This is a genomic window from Massilia sp. KIM, from assembly GCF_002007115.1.
Classification (GTDB): Bacteria; Pseudomonadota; Gammaproteobacteria; order Burkholderiales; family Burkholderiaceae_D; genus Telluria.
In genome coordinates, this window is sequence record NZ_MVAD01000001.1 from 84,829 (window position 1) to 102,640 (window position 17,812).

Sequence of the window (17,812 nt, forward strand, 5' to 3'; positions counted from 1 at the left end):
CGAACCGTCCACCCCTTGTTTTTCATTGCAGCCTAGCCATGAACGTCCAAGAGTATTACCAGCACGCGCTGACCGAGCGCGGCTTCAAGGCCGACCCGGCGCAGCAGCGCGCGGTCGACCGCCTGCAGCAGGCGTACGACGACTGGGTCGAGTACAAGGCCCAGCGGTCGTCCGCTTTCAAGCGCCTCATCAACCGCCCGGACGTGCCGCGCGGCGTCTACATGTGGGGCGGGGTGGGGCGCGGCAAGTCCTTCCTGATGGACTCCTTCTATTCGGTGGTGCCGGTGGTGCGCAAGACGCGCCTGCACTTCCACGAGTTCATGCGTTCGGTCCACCACCAGCTCGACCAGCTCAAGGGCATGGCCGACCCGCTCGACGAAGTCGCCAAGCGCGTGGCCAAGAAGTACCGCCTGATCTGCTTCGACGAATTCCACGTCTCGGACATCGCCGACGCGATGATCCTGTATAACCTGCTCAAGGCCTTGTTCGACAACGGCGTGAGCTTCGTGATGACCTCGAACTACGAGCCGTCCACGCTCTACCCGGACGGACTGCATCGCGACCGCATGCTGCCGACCATCGCGCTGCTGCAGGAGCGCATGGACGTGCTGAACGTGGACGCCGGCAACGACTACCGCAAGCGCGCGCTGGAACAGGTCGAGGCCTATTACACGCCGCTCAACGCGGCCTCCGACCACGCCTTGCGCGAAGCCTTCTCCAAGATCGCCGACACGGCCGAGGACCCGCATCCGGTGGTGCGCATCGAGAACCGCGAGATCCGCGCGCTGCGCCGCGCCGGCGGCGTGATCTGGTTCGATTTCGCCACCCTGTGCGGCGGGCCGCGCTCGCAGAACGACTACCTGGAGCTGGCCAGCCAGTTCCACACGGTGATCCTGTCCGGGATTCCCGCCATGTCCGCGGGCCAGGCCTCGGAGGCGCGCCGCTTCACCTGGCTGATCGACGTGTTCTACGACCACAAGGTCAAGCTGATCATGTCGGCCGCGGTCGAGCCCGAGGAGCTTTATACCCAGGGCCAGCTGGCGAACGAATTCCACCGCACGGTATCGCGTATCATCGAGATGCAGTCGCGCGAATACATGCTGGCCGAGCGCCGCGGCGCGGCCGACAGCATCGCCTGAACGAAAGGACATCCATGACGACATCCACCGCTGTACGCCTGCTCGGCGCCGCCATGCTGGCCGGCCTGCTGTCCGCCTGCGCCAGCACCGACCCGGCCCCGGTGACGGCGCCGGCCGAGCCGACCACCTCGGTCGCCCAGGCCGAGGAGCGCCTGGCCGCCGTGGCGAAGGAGCGCGCCGCGATCCAGGCGCGCTATGCCGAGCGGGAAGCGGTTTGCTACGAGAAATTCTTCGTTAATAACTGCTTGGAAGAAGCCCAGGAACGCCAGCGCGCGGCGCTGTCGGCCCAGCGGGCGATCGAGATCGAGGCTTCGCGTTTCCTGCGCCGGAACAAGGTGGAAGAGCGCGACAAGGCGATCGCCCAGGCCGAGGCCGAGTACAAGGCGGAGGAGGCGGCCTTCGCCGCCAATCCGCCGCCGGCGCCGCGCGAAGTGGCGCCCTTGCCGCCGCCGCGTCCGCGCGCGGCCGATGCGGCCGCGGCGCGCCAGAAGGCGCGCGCCGGCTCGGCGCCGTCCAAGTTGACGCCCGAGCAGGAGGCGGCGAACGTGCGCGCCTTCGAGGAGAACGAGCGCAAGGCGGAGGAGCGCCAGCGTGAAGTGGAAAGGCGCAAGGCGGAGCGGGAGGCGAAGTCGGCCAAGCGGGCGGAGCAAGAGGCCAAGGCGAAGGAGGGGGCGGCTGCGGCGGCGGGGAAGTGAGGCTTTGGGGCCGTATGGCGGAGCAGTGAGCTCTGGTGGCCGTATCGCGGGGAAGTGAGCACTCGTGGCGGCAGTCGGGGCTCAGGTGTGCATGCAAACTTGGATCCCGGCCTTCGCCGGGATGACGTTGGTAAAGTTCGGGGATTAAAAACTCGTCGGTGACTTCGGTTGGCGCGCTGATCGCGACGCTTATTTCCCCAGCTGCCTAAAAACCGTCATTCCGGCGAAGGCCGGAATCCAAGTTTGCCCGCGCATTGTTGGCTCACACCACCTTGTTCGCCGCAAACGACCCATCCTGCGCCGGCTTCACCAGCTTGATGATCGCCATCGTGCAGTTCCCACCCTTGCCCTGCGACCTTTCCCCGGCCTTGTTGATGAGCATCTCCGATGCCTGGCGCGGCGAGGCCTTGCTGGTCACCGCCGCCAGTTCCGCATCGGTGAAGAAGTGCCACAAGCCATCCGAGCACAGCAGGAAACAGTCGCCCGCCGCCAGCCCCGTATGGCTGCCCACCGTCACGTAGGGATCCTTGCGTTCGTTCCCCAGCACATTGAGCAGCAGCTTGGACTTGCGATGGTTTTTGGCGGCATCGAGGGGTAGGCGGTCGGCGAGCAGGTGGTCGACGTAGGCGGCATCGCTGGTGCGCAGCGCGCAGCGGCCGTTCTCGAAGCGGTACAGCCGCGAATCCCCCACGTGCGCCCACACGGCTTCCCCATGCGGCGTCAGGATCAGGCCCACGAAGCTGGCATGGATCTCGGCCTTGGCGGCCACCGCGTTCATCTTGATCACGAGATGGGCCTCGCTGACCATGTCCTGGAGCACCTGGGTCAGCCGCTCCAGGCTCGGGCGGTCGCCCGGCTTGAACTCGTCGAACACCTGGCGCGCCGTGTGCAGCACCTGCTCGGCGCCGGCCGAGCTGGCGATCCCGTCCGACAGCACTGCCAGCACATAGCCCGGCGCGCGGGCGCCGGTCATCAGGGCGGTGCGATCGTTCTGCTGCGGGCGGTTTCCGATGTGTTGCGCGGTCCCCGCTTCGATCTTGTAAGAAGTCATGAATTCGTGTTTTCCGTAGCGCTCACGCCAATCTTTGTTGGCGGCAACCTCAGCCTAGATTAAACTATGCACTGAGAAGCCCAAGTGTTGCAAGCTGTAAAGGCCAAAAGACACGCACCGCAGCCCAGCCGGTGCCGCCGGAGCGTATGCGCTCCGCTTACCCGTCCCAGAACGCATTGAACCAGAACTGTTTGGAACAGACATCATGATCGACGTCCAGGAGATCCAGCGCCGTATTATTGAACTCGACGTGGAACATCGCGACCTCGACGCTGTCATCTCGATGCTGACGGCCGATGGTCACACCGACCAGTTGCAGCTGCGGCGCCTGAAAAAGCGCAAACTGCAGCTCAAGGATCATATTACGCTGCTGAAGATGCAGCTGGTGCCCGATATCCCGGCCTGAACCGTCCACGGTTCCGGCCACTAGAACCCATCATTTTGACTGATCAACTTCCTGTTCCCGGCGACGCCGTCGAGCCGGTCGGGACTGCTTCGCAGGCGTCCCAGGCCGGGACCGACACGGCGCCCGCCGCCCCCGCCGGCATCCACGACGCCGACGTCGACCGCCTGTTCGGTGCGGGCGGCCCGCTCGCGCCCGCCGTCGGCACCTTCAAGCCGCGCCAGTCCCAGACCGAGATGGCCAAGGCCGTCGCCGACGCCATCGCCAACCAGCAGGTGCTGATGGCCGAGGCCGGTACCGGCACCGGCAAGACCTTCGCCTACCTCGTGCCGGCCCTGCTGTGGGGCGGCAAGACCATCATTTCCACCGGGACCAAGAACCTGCAGGACCAGTTGTTCCTGCGCGACATCCCGACCGTGCGCGCCGCCCTGCGCGCCCCGGTCTCGGTGGCGCTGCTCAAGGGCCGCTCCAACTACGTCTGCCACTACCATCTCGAACGCACCTTGCAGAACGGCCGCCTGACCTCGCGCGACGACGTCGGCCACCTGCGCGAGATCTCGCGCTTCATCAAGATGACCAGTTCCGGCGACAAGGCCGAGCTGGCCAAGGTGCCGGAAAACGCCACCATCTGGAACCTCGTCACCTCGACCCGCGACAACTGCATGGGCGCCGAGTGCCAGTACTACCAGGACTGCTTCGTCATGAAGGCGCGCCGCGAGGCCCAGCAGGCCGACGTGGTGGTGGTCAACCACCACCTGTTCTTCGCCGACGTGGCGCTCAAGGACACCGGCGTGGCCGAACTGCTGCCCTCCGCCAACACCGTGATCTTCGACGAGGCCCACCAGCTCCCCGATACCGCGACCCTGTTCTTCGGCCAGTCGGTCTCGACTTCGCAGGTGCTGGAACTGTGCCGCGACGTGCTGGCCGAAGGCCTGGCCCATGCGCGCGGCGGCCCCGACTGGGCCAAGGTCGTCACCGTGGTCGAGAAGGCCGCGCGCGACCTGCGCCTGGCCTTCGGCCAGGACAGCATGCGCCTGTCGCTGCCCCAGATCCTGCCGACCTCGCAGTTCTTCCCGGCCCTCGAAACGCTCAAGAAAGAGCTTGCCGGCATGATCACCGTGCTGGAAGAAAACGCCGCGCGCGCCGAAACCATCGAGGCCTGCCGCGTGCGCGCGCTCGAGCTGGCCGCCGCCTACGATGCCTGGAAGCCGGACGCCAAGGCCGCCGCCGCCGAGCAGGCCGTGCTGTGGGTGGAAGCCTTCTCGTCCTCGCTGCAGCTGCACAAGACCCCGCTGTCGATCGCGCCGATCTTCTCCAGCCAGCGCGAGGGCACGGCGCGCAGCTGGATCTTCACGTCGGCCACCCTGGCGGTGAAGAACGACTTCCGCCATTTCTCCGACCAGCTCGGCCTGACCGGCGAGCCGGCCAAGACCTGGCCCAGCCCCTTCAACTACGGCGAGCAGGGCCTCCTCTACGTGCCGACCGGCCTGCCGGAACCGAACTCGATGGGCTATACCGACGCCGTGGTCGACTGCGCGTTGCCGGTGATCGAGGCGGCCGGCGGGCGCACCTTCTTCCTGTGCACCACCATCCGCGCCGTCAACCGCGTGGCCGAGCGCCTGCGCGCCGAATTCGCCGAGCGCGGGCTGGACTTCCCCCTCTTCGTGCAAGGCGAGCGCGGCCGCACCGAACTGCTGGATTCCTTCCGCAACGCCGGCAATGCGGTGCTGGTGGGCAGCCAGAGCTTCTGGGAAGGCGTGGACGTGCGCGGCGATGCGCTGTCGCTGGTCATCATCGACAAGCTGCCCTTCGCGCCGCCCGACGATCCGGTGCTGGCCGCGCGCATCGAGGTGATGGAAAAGCAGGGGATGAACGGCTTCGTGCACCATCAGTTGCCGGAAGCGATCATCACCCTCAAGCAGGGCGCGGGCCGCCTGATCCGCGACGTCGACGACCGCGGGGTGCTGATGATCTGCGATCCGCGCATCATCACCAAGCCCTACGGCCGCCGCATCTGGCAGAGCCTGCCGCCATTCCGGCGCACCCGGGTGCAGGCCGACGTGATCGGCTTCTTCCACCCGGACCATTCCGATACCGCCCTCGAAGGCGGCGAGGCCGCCTGAGCCCTCAGGGCTGGATGACCACCTTGCCGATCACCTGGCGGTTCGCCATGTCGGTCAGGGCCTGGGCGGTCTCCTCCAGCCGGTAGCGGCGCGACACCAGCGGCCGCAGCTTGCCCTCCGCCATCCACTCCATCAGCCGGCGCATCGCCGCCTGGTGGGCCTGCGGCTCCTTGCGCGTGAAGTCGCCCCAGAACACGCCCACCACCGACGCGCCTTTCAGCAGCATCAGGTTCCACGGCAGCCTGGGAATCTCCCCGGCGGCGAAGCCCACCACCAGGTGGCGGCCGCGCCAGGCGATCGAGCGCAGGGCCGGCTCGCTGTAGCGCCCGCCGACCGGATCGTAGATCACGTCCGGGCCGTTGCCGCCGGTGGCGGCGCGCAAGGCTTCGCGCAGATCCTCGCGTTCGTAGTTGATAAGCACGTCCGCGCCGTGCTCGCGGCAGGCCGCCAGCTTGGCGTCGCTCGAGGCCGCCGCGATCACGCGCGCGCCCAGGGCCTTGCCGATCTCGATCGCGGCCAGTCCCACGCCGCCGGCCGCGCCCAGCACCAGCATGGTTTCGCCGGCCCGCAGGGCGCCGCGGTCGGCCACCGCGTGATAGGAGGTGCCGTAGGTGAGGGTGATCGCGGCGGCGGTGTCGAAGTCCATGCCGTCCGGCACCGCCAGCAGCGATGCCTCCGGGGCCAGGGCCTGCTCGGCGAAGGCGCCGGTGCGGGTGAAGCCGATCACGCCCTGGCCGGGCGCGAAGCGCGTGACCTCCGGCCCGACGGCGCGCACCACGCCCGCGAATTCATTGCCCGGCGTGAAAGGCAAATCCGGTCGCCACTGGTACTTGCCCTGGACCGTCAGCACGTCCGGGAAATTCACTCCCGCCGCCTTCACCTCGACCACCACCTCGCCCGGGCCGGGCACGAGGTCCGGCAGGTCCTCGATCACGAGTGCGTCCGGCGGTCCCCAGTCCTTGCAGCGTACGGCTTTCATGGCTTGTTCCTCTCTTCGTTCTTCGTTAACGGCCCGCATTATGCCCTAAGGAATTTCGTCGCGCGGGCCGCCCGCCATCCCGCCGGACACGGATCGCCCGCTTGTGCGCACGCAAAGTGAACCAGGTCGAGCGCGCTAGAGTCGAAGGATGCGGCGCGCCAGTTCAGCGCAATGAATCGGGGGGAGGAATGGCAATTCGTTACGGGTGCTTCTTCAGTTATGCGCACGGCCGGCATGAACTCATGAACAAGTTCAAGTCGGGCCTGGCCGATGCCCTGCGCTGTTATCTCGAACCTTACTTCGACAACGAAGACGAGCTGTTTATCGATACCGAGCAGTTGGGCGGCGGGGACGACCTCGACCGTAAAATCGCCCGCGCGATGTGCGAGAGCGTGTGCATGATCCTCATCTACACGCCCAAGTACGAAGCCCATCCCTACACCCGGCGCGAATACGCCGCCATGCGCCTGCTCGAGCAGGAACGCAGCACCTGGTACGAGCTGCCCAGCCACCTCATCATCCCGGTCATCATGACGCGCCACCCGGAAAGCCTGCCGCGCCAGATCGCCGAAAGCAGCTTCTACGTGGACTTTTCCCATTTCACCATGGCCACGTCCGACCTCAAATCGAACCCGGACTTCCTCCCGGACATTGACAAGATGGTCAAGCGGATCGCTACGCATTACGCCTACCAAAAAAAGCATATGCCACCCAGCCACGACTGCAACCAATTCGTGCTCCCCGATGTCCCACCTGAGTGGCGCGATCTTCCAGACCTGACTTTTCCAAAATAATGAGGAGCCATATGGAACACAAGCACATTCCGCTCCCGCCGCTGGCCACGCCCGGCGTGGTGACCACCTTCTACACGTACGAGGGAGGCGCCGCGCGCAACGCGATGCTGGCGGCGCTGGCCCTGCACCTGGCGGGCCAGCGCGCCGGCGCAGACGGTGCGCCCTGCGTGGCGTCCGGAGCGGCCGTCGGCAGCACGCCCGTCCTCGTGATCGACTGGGACACCGATGCGCCGGCCCTGCACCGGCATTTCGACCTGGCGCCCGATGACGGCGTGCACGACACGGGCGAGTCAGCTTCGGCGCGGCCCGGACTGGTCGAGTTCTTCCAGACCTGCCAGGAGCTGCTGCGCCCCGGTGCGCTGGCGCGCGCCGCCGGCCACGGCGCGGCCACGCCGGGCGTCGCCAGGCCGGGCGTCGCCACGCCAGGCGTCGCTACACCCGCCGCCGGCTGGTCGGCCGATCCCGCGCCGCGCGCCGCGGCCGCAGCTTCCGGCGACGAGGCGCGCGCCGAGCGGGTGCTCGACGCCATCGACTGGGGCGCCTGTATCGAGCGGGCCGACCAGCGCCGTCCCCTCTACCTGATGCGCGCCGGCCGCTTCGACGAGGGCTACGCCGAGCGTGCCGGCCGGCTCGACTGGGAAGCCCTGTTCGACGCCTGCCCGGCGCTGTTCCGGCGTTTCGGCGCGCGCATGGCGCGCCACTTCGGCCATGTGCTGGTCGCCAGCCGCGGCGGCCGCTCGCCGGCGGTGAGCGTGTGCAGCACGCTGCTGGCCGACCGGCTGGTGGGGCTGTTCACGCCCGCGCCGGGCAGTCTCGAGGGCTTCGAGGGTGTCGTCCGGCGCGCCATCGACTACCGCTGCACCCACGAGGACGAACAGCGGCCGCTGCTGGCCTATCCGCTGGCCTGCGCGCCGGACGGCGCGCGCAGCGATCCCTACGCGCGCTGGCGTCGCGGCGATGCGCGCAGCAGCATGCCGGGCTACCAGCCGCGCCTCGAGATCCTGATGCGCAGCTGCTATGGCTGGCCGCGCGTCAACCTCGACAGTTATTTCGACGAGCTCCAGCTTTCGCTCGCGGACGCGGTCTCCACCGCCGGTCCCGGCGCGGACCGGCGCGCGCTGGCGCGCTTCGCGGCCGCGCTGGCGGAGTGGGTCGGGCCCGGCCATTTCCCCTGGCAGTCGCTGGACGAAATACGCCTGCGCGCCGCGGTGGCGCGCGCCCGCGTCCTGGAGCCGGGCGCCAGCGCGCGCGAACTGGCCGACGCCCTGGCCGCGCTCGGAACCCTGTGCCGGCGCGAGGGCCGTCCCGACGAAGCCCGCGACTGCCTCGAAGAGAGCCTCGCGCTGCGCGAGCGCATGCTCGACGACGAACACCCGGCGGTGCGCGCGGCGCGCGCGGCGCTGGCCTCGCTGCTGCACCACAGCGGCGCGCTGCACGAGGCGCGCCGCCAGTACGAGCTCCTGGGCGCCACCTGCGCCCGGGGCCTGGGCGCCGATCATCCCGAGACGCTCGCCGCGCGCTCGCGGCTGGCGCGGGTGCTGGCCGGCCTGGGCGAGGCGGAGCGGGCGCTGGCGCTGCACGAGCAGGTGGTGGCAGCCTGCGAGCGCGCCCTGGGCGAAGACCATCCAGCCACGCTCGGCAGCCTGGAAGACCTGGCGACCACCCTGGTCGACTAGCACGAGTACAGTCGTGCGCGCGTGGTCTACGAACGGGTGCTGGACGGGCGCCGCCGCTACCTCGGGGCCGAACATGACGACACCCTGCGTTCGGGCCAGCGCCTGGCCCAGCTGCTCGGAGAGCTGGGCGAGCTGGGCAACGCCCGCCGCCTGCTCGAGGCGGTGCTGCGGGCGCGCGAGCGCCACGATGGCCTGGACGCCACCGGCACCCTGGCGGCGCGCGAGGCCCTGGCCGAAATCCTCGCCGCCCAGGGCGACCTGGCCGCCGTGCGCAGCATCCAGGAATCGCTGGCGCGCACCCGCGAGCGCCATCTCGGCGCCGGCCATCCCGAAACGCTGGACATGCAGATGCGTCTCGCCTCCACCCTCGGCCAGCAAGGCGAGACCGAGGCGGCGCGACGCTTGCGCGAACAGGTGGCCGAACTGCGCGAGCAACTGCAGGAGGCCGAAGACAGCGAAGGATGCGAAGCCGGGGAGGGGAGAACGCGGCAGGCTCGGACCGACGCCGCCGAGGGGGCGCAAGCATCCGACAGCCTCGGGCATAAGCTGGCGCAGTTGCAGCACCTGATCGACAACCGCAGCCCGCGCGAGGCGAGGGCGCTGGCCGACAGCCTGCGCCATAGCGTCCTGCGGCCCAGCGTGGCCCACCCCCTGCGTCGCAGGGGAGCGGCGATGATCAAGCAGGTCTACCTGCAGGAGGGGGACAAGGACGCGCTGCTGTCCTTCACGCAGGAGGAGGTCTCTTCGCTGGAAGGAGCGCTGATCGAGGCGGCGCGCGACAATCCGGTGTCGCTGCGCTGATCATCGGCTCGGGCGGCCCGATGCGGGGCAGCCGGTGGGGGCCGCCGCGGCGCTCCGCTGCGGCCTCAAATCGTCCTTGTGGCGAAGGCCCGCATGCCTGGCGGCTCGGTGCGGCCCGGACGGGGCCAGGCGGTCGACATGCTTTGCGCCGGCCAGCCGGCACGCTTTGCGCCAGCCAGCCGGCACGCTTTGCGCCAGCCAGCCGGCACGCTTTGCGCCAGCCGGTCGCCATGCATTGCGCTGGCTGGTTGGCATGCATCGCACCAGCCGGTTGGCATGGATCGCATCAGCCGCTCGGCATGCACTGCACCAGCCGCTCGGCCTGTAGCGCACCAGCCGGTCGGCATGCATTGCGCCAGCCCGTCGGCGCGCATTGCGCAATCCGGTCGGCACGCTTTGAGCCACCGTGTCGGTACGATTTGCGCCGGCCGGTTGGCACGCTTTGCACAAGCTGGCCGGCATGCTTTGCGCCGGAGGGTAGGCACGCATTGCGCGTGCCGGTCACTACGCATTGCGCCAACCGGCCGGCGTGCATTGCCTCAGCCGGTCAGCATGCGTTGCGCCAAGTACTCGGCTGGCTTGGCGCAAGCTGGCCGGCGAGCCTGGCGCCCGCCGACCGTATCGTTGCGCAGCCGAGGCCCTCCTTGCCGGAGCGCCTCGCACTTCCTAGTCGGTGACGACCTTCAGCGTCACGTCGATATTGCCGCGGGTCGCCTTCGAGTACGGGCAGATGGCGTCGGCGCCGTGGGCGAGGGCGGTTGCCGCCTCGTGGTCGAGACCGGGCACGCGCAGGGTCATGCGGGCCTGGAGCAGGTAGGCCGCGCCGGACAGCCCGAGGTCGACTTCGATCTCCACCGCCGTGCTCGCGGGCAGGCTCAGCTTCATTTCCTTGGCCGTGAGCCCGACCGCGGCGATATAGCAGGCCGACCAGGCGCCGGCGAACAGCTGCTCGGCGGTCGGATGCGGCGCCACGGTGCCGAACTCGTAGGAGGGCGCGGCGCTGTTGCCCGGCGCGGACAGGTGGATATTGATGTTGCCTTCGTGGTCGCCCGAAATGACGCGCGCATCGCTCGACGTGGTGCGGGTTTTGCCGGTGAGAAGGACTTTCTGGATCTTGGACATGATGGACTCTCTTTCGTTTGGACAGTGAGGTGGTGATGCCGGCAAGACCTCGGTCTGCCAGCTGCTTCACGATGCGCTCCATATGGTGTTCATCGTTGAATTCACTGTAGCGCTGGCCTGATCGATGAACTAGACTGGAAAACATGGACGCGCCGTCTACGGCTGGAGACAATCGACGTGCTGCTCTTCCCTGGGAGGGCAAACCGTGCAGGACCTCAACGACCTCTACTACTTCCACACGGTGGTCTCGTGTAACGGTTTCGCCGCGGGCGCGCGTCATATCGGGGTGCCCAAGTCGACCTTGAGCAAGCGCGTGGCCCAGCTCGAACACCGGCTCCAGGTCCGCCTGCTGGAACGCACTACCCGAAGCCTGCGCACGACCGACGTCGGCCGCGAGTTCTACGAGCATTGCCACGTCATGCTGGCCGGCGCCGAGGCGGCGGTGGCCGTGGCCGCGCAGTCGCGCACCGAGCCCCAGGGCGTGGTGCGGGTGAGCTGCCCACCGGGCATGATCCAGTACATGATGGTGGCGCTCCTGCCCGGCTTCCTGCAGCGCTATCCCAAGGTCCGCATCCAGCTGCAGGTGTTCCACCGCCCGGCCGACCTGATCGAGGACCGCGTCGACATCGCCCTGCGCGGCAGGACCCGCATCGATACCGACGGCACCCTGATCGTGCGGCCCTTCGGCAGGACCCGACTGGTGCTGGTCATGAGTCCGCGGCTGCTGGGCGGTGGCGAGCCGCCGCGCACGCTCGAGCGCCTGGCCGATTTCCCGACCGTGTCGACCGCGGAAAGTCCCAACGGCGACTGCTGGGAACTCGAGGGGCCGAACCAGGAGACGCACCGTTTCCTGCACCAGCCGCGCCTGTTCTGCAGCGACCTCGACGTCGCGCTCGCGTCCACGGTGGCGGGCTTGGGGCTGGCTATGTTGCCCAAGCGCTTTTGTTGGCCGGCCCTGCAGTCGGGCCAACTGCTGCATGTGCTGCCGGAGTGGTGGAGCAGGGAGTTCATCCTGCACGCCGTGTTCATGAGCCGCAAGGGCATGCTGCCCTCGGTGCGCGCCTTCATCGATTACCTGGTTGCCGAGGTGCCCGACATCACGGCGGATCCGGTCGATACCGAGGTACCCGGCATCACGGCGGATCCGGTCGATACCGAGGTGTCCGGCATCACGGCGGATCCGATCAAGCCCGCCGCACTCGCCGGCGCAGGGGAGTGACATGCACAAGCCCATCCTGAACATCTCGGAGGCGCAGCTCGCGCCCTGGCCCGACTACCTGAGGCCGGTAGGCCCTGCGGCGCTGCGCTACGGCGCGCACAGGCTGCCCATCGGCGAACGCATCGGTGCGCGGCAGCTCGGCTACAGCATCATCGAGCTGGCGCCGGGCAAACGCGCATTCCCGTATCACAACCACCGTGTGAACGAAGAGATGTTCTTCATCCTTGCAGGCAGCGGCGAGCTGCGCATCGGCGGGCGCAGCTACGCGATCCGTGCCGGCGACTTCATCGCCTGTCCCGCCGGCGGGACTGAATCGGCCCACCAGATCGTCAACAGCGGCGCGCTTCCCATGCGTTACCTGGCGGTCAGCACCAGGTTCTCGCCGGAAGTGGTCGAATACCCGGATTCGCACAAGTTCGCGGTGCTGGTCGAATCCGCGCCCGGCGGAGCGCCGCGCGACTTCCTCTTCATCGGGCGCGAACACGGCGCGGTGGGCTATTGGGATGATGAATAAACGCCGCGAACACGGTAGTATTGGCAGCGTTTTAATACCCTTTGTCAAACCGATTACGAAACCCGATGTCAGCTTGACCAGACGGCGTAGAATCGTGTCTGAAACGGGCGCCAAAATGTGAAATTCTCGCACTCGACGAGCGATGAGACCGTTGCTTCAGGTAAAATCGCCGACATGAAAATTCTTATCAGTAACGACGACGGTTACCTCGCACCGGGCATCATGGCGCTCGCCGAGGCGCTCGCGCCGATCGCCGAGATCGTCGTCGTCGCTCCCGACAGCAACCGTTCGGGGGCGTCGAATTCCCTGACCCTGGACCGTCCGCTGTCGGTCCAGCGTGCTGGTAATGGTTTTTATTTCGTCAACGGTACGCCCACCGACTGCGTGCACATCGCCCTGACCGCGATGCTGGACGCGCCGCCCGACCTGGTCGTCTCCGGCATCAACAACGGCCAGAACATGGGCGACGACACCCTGTACTCCGGCACGGTGGCGGCCGCGACCGAGGCCTATCTGTTCGGCATTCCCGCGATCGCCTTCTCCCAGGTCCATCACGGCTGGGCCCACGTCGACGCCGCCGCCCGGGTGGCGCGCGAGATCGTCGAGCGCCGCTTCGAGATGCTGCCTTCGCCCTACCTGCTGAACGTGAACATCCCCAACCTGCCTTACGAAGAGATGGGCCCGCTGACTCCGACCCGGCTCGGACGGCGCCACCAGGCCGAGCCCGTGATCCGGGCCCAGGACCCGCGCGGACGCGACATCTACTGGATCGGCGCGCCCGGCGCCTGCCGCGACGCGGGCGAGGGCACCGACTTCCACGCCACCCAGCAGGGCCGCGTCTCGATCACGCCGCTGCAGGTGGACCTGACCCACAAGACCCAGCTGGAGCTGCTGGCACAAGGCATCGCATGACCGAGCAGCGCAAGACCTTTCCGCTCCCGCTGTCCTCTGTGACCGGCGGCGCCACGCGCAAGCCGGGCACGCCCGCGCCGGTGGCCACCCCGCAGACCGCGACCCAGAACGCGCGCACCGCGGCCCAGGTATCGGCCGCGCCGCGTGCGCCCTCGCCGGCCCCGTCGCCGCGCGCGCCGTCCTATGTCCAGACCACCCAGAGCGCGCCGGCGGCGGCGCGTTCCGACCTGGCGGCGACCGAAGCGGTGCGGCGCGCCATGGTGGGGCGCGTGGCGCGCCAGGGCGTGCAGGACCCCAAGGTGCTGGCCGCCATGGAGACCGTGCCGCGCCACCTGTTCATCGAACCGGCTATGTCGGGCCAGGCCTATGTCGACGCCTCGCTCCCGATCGGCCATAACCAGACGATTTCCCAGCCCTACATCGTGGCGCGCATGATCGAGGCGATGCGCGCCGGCGGGACGCTGGGACGCGTGCTCGAGATCGGCACCGGCTGCGGCTACCAGGCCGCGGTCCTGTCCTTCGTCGCGAAGGAGGTGTATTCCATCGAGCGCATCAAGCCCCTGCACGAGCTCGCGAAGACCAATTTGCGGCCCTTGCGTATTTCCAACCTCCGTCTGCAGTACGGTGATGGTATGCTTGGCATGCCGCAAGTGGCGCCCTTCGACGGCATCATCCTTGCGGCGGCCGGACTCGAAGTGCCCCAGGCGCTGCTCGAGCAGTTGGCCATCGGGGCGCGCCTGGTCGCCCCCGTCGGCGGCCAGGTCCAGCACCTGCATCGCATCACCCGCATCGGTAAAACAGAGTGGGCCAGCGAAACGCTGGAAGCCTGCCATTTCGTGCCTTTGCGCCCGGGCACCGTCTGAGCGGCGCCCGCCATCTGTCGACCAGAACCAAGAGTGACAATGAAACAAGCATCTCGTTTAGCTATTCTGACGATCGTCCTCGGCCTCGCGGCCGGCTGTACTTCCACCACGCGCCAAGCGCCCATCGTCGAGCGCACGCCGCCGGTCCAGACCAAGCCGGTTCCGGCCAAGGTCGAAGAGCCGAAGGATGAAAAAGGCATGTACACCGTGCGCCGCGGCGACACCCTGCTGCGCATCGCCCTCGACCATGGCCAGAACTACCGCGACCTGGTCGCCTGGAACAACCTGCGCGACCCCGACGACATCAAGGTCGGCCAGGTGCTGCGCGTGAGCGCGCCGGAAGAGAAGAAGACCGCCGGCGTGGTCACCCAGCCGGTGCCGATGCCGCCGCCGGCCACCCAGGTCCCGCGCAAGACTGCGCCGCGCGCCGACAAGAAGCCTTACAGTGAGGCCAACGTCGCCGAAGTGCAGAAGGACCAGGCGCCCGCCGTCCAGCCGGTCCAGCCGGCCCCGGCCGTGGTCGCCGCGCCCAGCGTCGCCGCCGGCGACGAAGAGAAGCTGAGCTGGATGTGGCCGTCGGAAGGCCGCATCATCGCCACCTTCGACGAGGGCAGGAACAAGGGAATCGACATCGCCGGCCGTCCGGGCCAGGCGGTGGTGGCCGCCGGCGCCGGCAAGGTAATGTATGCTGGCAGCGGTATCCGGGGTTATGGTAACCTCGTGATCGTCAAGCACAGCAACAGCCTGTTGTCCGCCTATGCCCACAACCGCAAGATCGTGGTGAAGGAGGGCGACAACGTGGCCAAGGGCCAGCTGATCGCCGAAATGGGCGATTCGGATGCCGATCTGGTCAAGTTGCATTTCGAGATCCGCCAACAGGGCAAGCCAGTCGATCCTTCGAGGTTCTTGCCCGGCCGATAGGAAGGGTATGACGCAGCCGCCGCACTCGCTGGACCAGGACTCCAATGACGAGTTTCCGGACGAACCGGACAACGAGGGCGTGCTTGCGGCTGACGGCGCGGACGAGAGCGGCATGCTGCCCGGCAGCGCCGACATCGAAACGGCAAGCGCCGCCGTCGACACGGTCGACGAGCTGCGCAAGGTCCTGCAGGCCGAACTGGCCACCGACACCACCCAGCACTACCTGAACCAGATCGGCTCGCGCCCCCTGCTCAGCGCGAGCGAGGAGGCGCATTACGCCACCCTGGCCAAGGCCGGCGAATTCTCCGCGCGCCAGAAAATGATCGAGCACAACCTGCGGCTGGTGGTCTCGATCGCCAAGCACTACATCAACCGCGGCGTGGTCCTGCTCGACCTGATCGAGGAGGGCAACATCGGCCTGATGCGGGCGATCGACAAGTTCGAGCCCGAGCGCGGTTTCCGTTTCTCGACCTACGCCACCTGGTGGATACGCCAGAGCATCGAGCGCGCCATCATGAACCAGGCGCGCACGGTGCGCCTGCCGGTGCACATGGTGCGCGAGCTGAACCAGGTGCTGCGCGCCAAGTACCACCTCGAAGCGCAAAAGCACGACGGCAAGGAAGCCTCGGTCGAGGACATCGCCAGCCTGGTGGGACGGCCGGTGGAGGAGGTGCAGGACATCCTCACCCTGTCCGAACACGCCACCTCGCTGGACGCGCCCCTCGACAACGATCCGCAGTCGAGCCTGATGGACATGCTGCCGGACGACGGCGAATCGAGTCCCGATGCGCGCGCCGAGCAGCACGAGATGACGGTGCTGGTGCGCGACTGGCTGGCGCGCCTGCCGGACAAGCAGCGCCTGGTGGTGACCCGGCGATTCGGGCTCGACAACGACGATCCGGCCACGCTCGAGACCCTGGCCGAGGAGATGGGCGTGACGCGCGAGCGGGTGCGCCAGATCCAGCAGGAGGCGCTGGTCAAACTCAAGCGGGCGATGGCGGCGCGCGGCGTGGTGCGCGATTCGCTCCTGTAGCGGCGACGGGGCGGCCCCGCGCCGGTGGCGTCCACCCCATTTCCTTGCTATCATGCCCGCCGGGCCGACAGCGCCCATTTTTTATTTGCGAACTCCCTGCACAGCCAGCCCTGTGCCCACTCCCTTTCTCTACCACCATGCAAGAAATTTTCATCGACATCAAAGCCCTGGATGCGGACGCGCGCGGCGTCGGCCACCTCGAGAACGAAGACGGCAGCCCCGGCAAGGTGATCTTCGTCGAAGGCGCGCTGCCTGGCGAGCGCGTCAGCTTTGAAACCCTGCGCAAGAAGAAGAACTGGGAGTCGGGCCGCATGGTCACCCTGCAGCGCGCATCCTCGATGCGCGTCGAGCCCAAGTGCCAGCACTTCGGCTACTGCGGCGGCTGCTCGATGCAGCACCTGGAGCCCTCGGCCCAGGTGGCGATGAAGGGCCGGATCCTCGAGGACAACCTCTGGCACCTGGGCAAGGTGAAGGCCGAGATGATCATGCGCCCGATGTACGGCCCGACCTGGGACTACCGCTACCGCGCCCGCCTGTCGGTGCGCCACGTGGCCAAGAAGGGCGGGGTGCTGGTCGGCTTCCACGAGCGCAGCTCGTCCTACGTGGCCGACATCACCACCTGCGAGATCCTGCCCGACCACGTCGCGCGCCTGCTGGTGCCGCTGCGCGAGCTGATCGGCGCGCTGTCGATCTACAACCAGATGCCCCAGATCGAAGTGGCGATCGGCGAGGAGTCGACCGTGCTGGTGCTGCGCATCATGGCGCCGCTGACCCCGGCCGACGAGACCCTGGTCAAGGCCTTCGCGGACCAGTGGGGCATCCACTGGTGGCTGCAGCCCAAGGGCCCGGACACCGCCTATCCGTATTACCCGCTGGACAAGGAGCTGTACTACACCTTGCCGGAGTTCGGCATCAAGATGCCCTTCAAGCCGACCGATTTCACCCAGGTGAACCACCAGATCAACCGGGTGCTGGTATCGAAGGCGCTGCGCCTGCTGGAGGTGCAGCCGGACGAGCGCGTGGCCGACCTGTTCTGCGGCCTGGGCAACTTCACCCTGCCGCTCGCGACCCAGGCGCGCGAGGTGGTGGGCATCGAAGGCAGCACCGCGCTGACCACGCGCGCGCTGGACAACGCCAGGGCCAACGGCCTGGCGGAGAAGACCACTTTCTACACTCGCAACCTGTTCGAGGTCACCAAGGACGACCTGGTCGCGCTCGGCAAGTTCGACCGCATGCTGGTGGACCCGCCGCGCGACGGCGCGATGGCGCTGGCGCTGGCGCTGGCCGAACTGCGCCAGACCCACGAGGAGCTGATGCCGCAGCGGATCGTGTACGTGTCCTGCAGCCCATCGACGCTGGCGCGCGACGCCGGGATCCTGGTGCACAAGGCGGGCTATGTGATGAAGAAGGCGGGGGTGGTGAACATGTTCCCGCATACCTCGCACGTGGAGTCGATCGGGGTGTTCGAGCTGGGCGAGAAGCCGGCGGCGCATGCCGAATTCGATGCGGCGGCGGTGGTGGTCGAAGGGCAGGGTGAGCAGTCTTAATCGCGCTTTACTGGCTGCTC

17 protein-coding genes are annotated in these 17,812 nt (G+C 67.9%); 14 read left to right on the plus strand and 3 right to left on the minus strand.

The window, feature by feature from the left end; genetic code table 11:
* The first annotated feature begins 38 nt into the window (after positions 1–38).
* Together zapE and B0920_RS25845 are read left to right on the plus strand one after the other, a co-directional pair.
* On the plus strand, positions 39–1,139 hold the full coding sequence (zapE, locus tag B0920_RS00400) for a cell division protein ZapE (RefSeq protein WP_078030626.1): 1,101 nt from the start codon (positions 39–41) through the stop codon (positions 1,137–1,139).
* A gap of 14 nt (positions 1,140–1,153) precedes the next feature.
* Positions 1,154–1,834: a hypothetical protein gene (locus B0920_RS25845; protein WP_078030627.1), complete on the plus strand. Its 681-nt coding sequence runs from the start codon at positions 1,154–1,156 to the stop codon at positions 1,832–1,834.
* A 262-nt stretch (positions 1,835–2,096) separates the two neighbouring features.
* On the opposite strand, the gene B0920_RS00410 is transcribed toward B0920_RS25845, so the two are convergent.
* Positions 2,097–2,885 carry a PP2C family serine/threonine-protein phosphatase gene (locus B0920_RS00410; RefSeq protein WP_078030628.1) on the minus strand — a complete coding sequence of 263 codons (789 nt, stop codon included), beginning with the start codon at positions 2,883–2,885 and terminating at the stop codon, positions 2,097–2,099.
* A gap of 205 nt (positions 2,886–3,090) precedes the next feature.
* Between B0920_RS00410 and B0920_RS00415 the strand changes: the two genes are divergently transcribed.
* Together B0920_RS00415 and B0920_RS00420 are read left to right on the plus strand one after the other, a co-directional pair.
* Positions 3,091–3,291, plus strand: coding sequence for a YdcH family protein (locus tag B0920_RS00415; RefSeq protein ID WP_078030629.1), 201 nt, complete (start codon positions 3,091–3,093; stop codon positions 3,289–3,291).
* Between the two features lie 35 nt (positions 3,292–3,326).
* On the plus strand, positions 3,327–5,411 hold the full coding sequence (locus B0920_RS00420; RefSeq protein ID WP_078030630.1) for an ATP-dependent DNA helicase: 2,085 nt from the start codon (positions 3,327–3,329) through the stop codon (positions 5,409–5,411).
* 4 nt (positions 5,412–5,415) lie between these two features.
* Here the strand turns inward: B0920_RS00420 and B0920_RS00425 are convergent, their stop codons facing one another.
* Entirely contained in the window at positions 5,416–6,390 is a 975-nt protein-coding gene (locus tag B0920_RS00425) for an NADPH:quinone oxidoreductase family protein (protein ID WP_078030631.1), read from the minus strand.
* A gap of 188 nt (positions 6,391–6,578) precedes the next feature.
* On the opposite strand from B0920_RS00425, the gene B0920_RS00430 reads away from it, so the two are divergent.
* The 3 genes from B0920_RS00430 to B0920_RS26170 are packed head-to-tail and all read left to right on the plus strand — an operon-like array spanning position 6,579 to position 9,661.
* Entirely contained in the window at positions 6,579–7,184 is a 606-nt protein-coding gene (locus B0920_RS00430; RefSeq protein WP_078030632.1) for a toll/interleukin-1 receptor domain-containing protein, read from the plus strand.
* Positions 7,185–7,195: 11 nt separating this feature from the next.
* Positions 7,196–8,860 (plus strand): tetratricopeptide repeat protein, encoded by a 1,665-nt coding sequence (locus B0920_RS00435; protein WP_229455080.1) that lies wholly within the window; start codon positions 7,196–7,198, stop codon positions 8,858–8,860.
* 21 nt (positions 8,861–8,881) lie between these two features.
* Positions 8,882–9,661: a tetratricopeptide repeat protein gene (locus tag B0920_RS26170; protein ID WP_229455083.1), complete on the plus strand. Its 780-nt coding sequence runs from the start codon at positions 8,882–8,884 to the stop codon at positions 9,659–9,661.
* A 666-nt stretch (positions 9,662–10,327) separates the two neighbouring features.
* On the opposite strand, the gene B0920_RS00440 is transcribed toward B0920_RS26170, so the two are convergent.
* A complete protein-coding gene (locus B0920_RS00440) occupies positions 10,328–10,783 on the minus strand; it encodes an Ohr family peroxiredoxin (protein WP_078030633.1) in 456 nt (151 codons plus the stop codon).
* Positions 10,784–10,988: 205 nt separating this feature from the next.
* Here B0920_RS00440 and B0920_RS00445 point away from each other — a divergent pair, with 205 nt between their 5' ends.
* The 7 genes from B0920_RS00445 to rlmD all read left to right on the plus strand — a co-directional run bounded on the left by B0920_RS00445 (position 10,989) and on the right by rlmD (position 17,792).
* Positions 10,989–12,002 (plus strand): LysR family transcriptional regulator, encoded by a 1,014-nt coding sequence (locus B0920_RS00445; RefSeq protein WP_078030634.1) that lies wholly within the window; start codon positions 10,989–10,991, stop codon positions 12,000–12,002.
* Position 12,003: 1 nt separating this feature from the next.
* The gene (locus tag B0920_RS00450) at positions 12,004–12,516 is read left to right on the plus strand and encodes a cupin domain-containing protein (protein ID WP_078030635.1); all 513 of its coding nucleotides are present in this window, start codon (positions 12,004–12,006) and stop codon (positions 12,514–12,516) included.
* 174 nt (positions 12,517–12,690) lie between these two features.
* Positions 12,691–13,428 (plus strand): 5'/3'-nucleotidase SurE, encoded by a 738-nt coding sequence (surE, locus tag B0920_RS00455; protein WP_078030636.1) that lies wholly within the window; start codon positions 12,691–12,693, stop codon positions 13,426–13,428.
* Positions 13,425–14,291, plus strand: coding sequence for a protein-L-isoaspartate(D-aspartate) O-methyltransferase (locus B0920_RS00460; protein WP_078030637.1), 867 nt, complete (start codon positions 13,425–13,427; stop codon positions 14,289–14,291). Before surE ends, B0920_RS00460 begins: the two co-directional genes overlap by 4 nt.
* Before the next feature lie 39 nt (positions 14,292–14,330).
* On the plus strand, positions 14,331–15,212 hold the full coding sequence (locus tag B0920_RS00465; protein ID WP_078030638.1) for a peptidoglycan DD-metalloendopeptidase family protein: 882 nt from the start codon (positions 14,331–14,333) through the stop codon (positions 15,210–15,212).
* Positions 15,130–16,245, plus strand: coding sequence for an RNA polymerase sigma factor RpoS (rpoS, locus tag B0920_RS00470; protein ID WP_373887870.1), 1,116 nt, complete (start codon positions 15,130–15,132; stop codon positions 16,243–16,245). Before B0920_RS00465 ends, rpoS begins: the two co-directional genes overlap by 83 nt.
* A gap of 137 nt (positions 16,246–16,382) precedes the next feature.
* Positions 16,383–17,792: a 23S rRNA (uracil(1939)-C(5))-methyltransferase RlmD gene (gene rlmD, locus B0920_RS00475; RefSeq protein WP_078030640.1), complete on the plus strand. Its 1,410-nt coding sequence runs from the start codon at positions 16,383–16,385 to the stop codon at positions 17,790–17,792.
* The last annotated feature ends 20 nt before the right edge of the window (positions 17,793–17,812 follow it).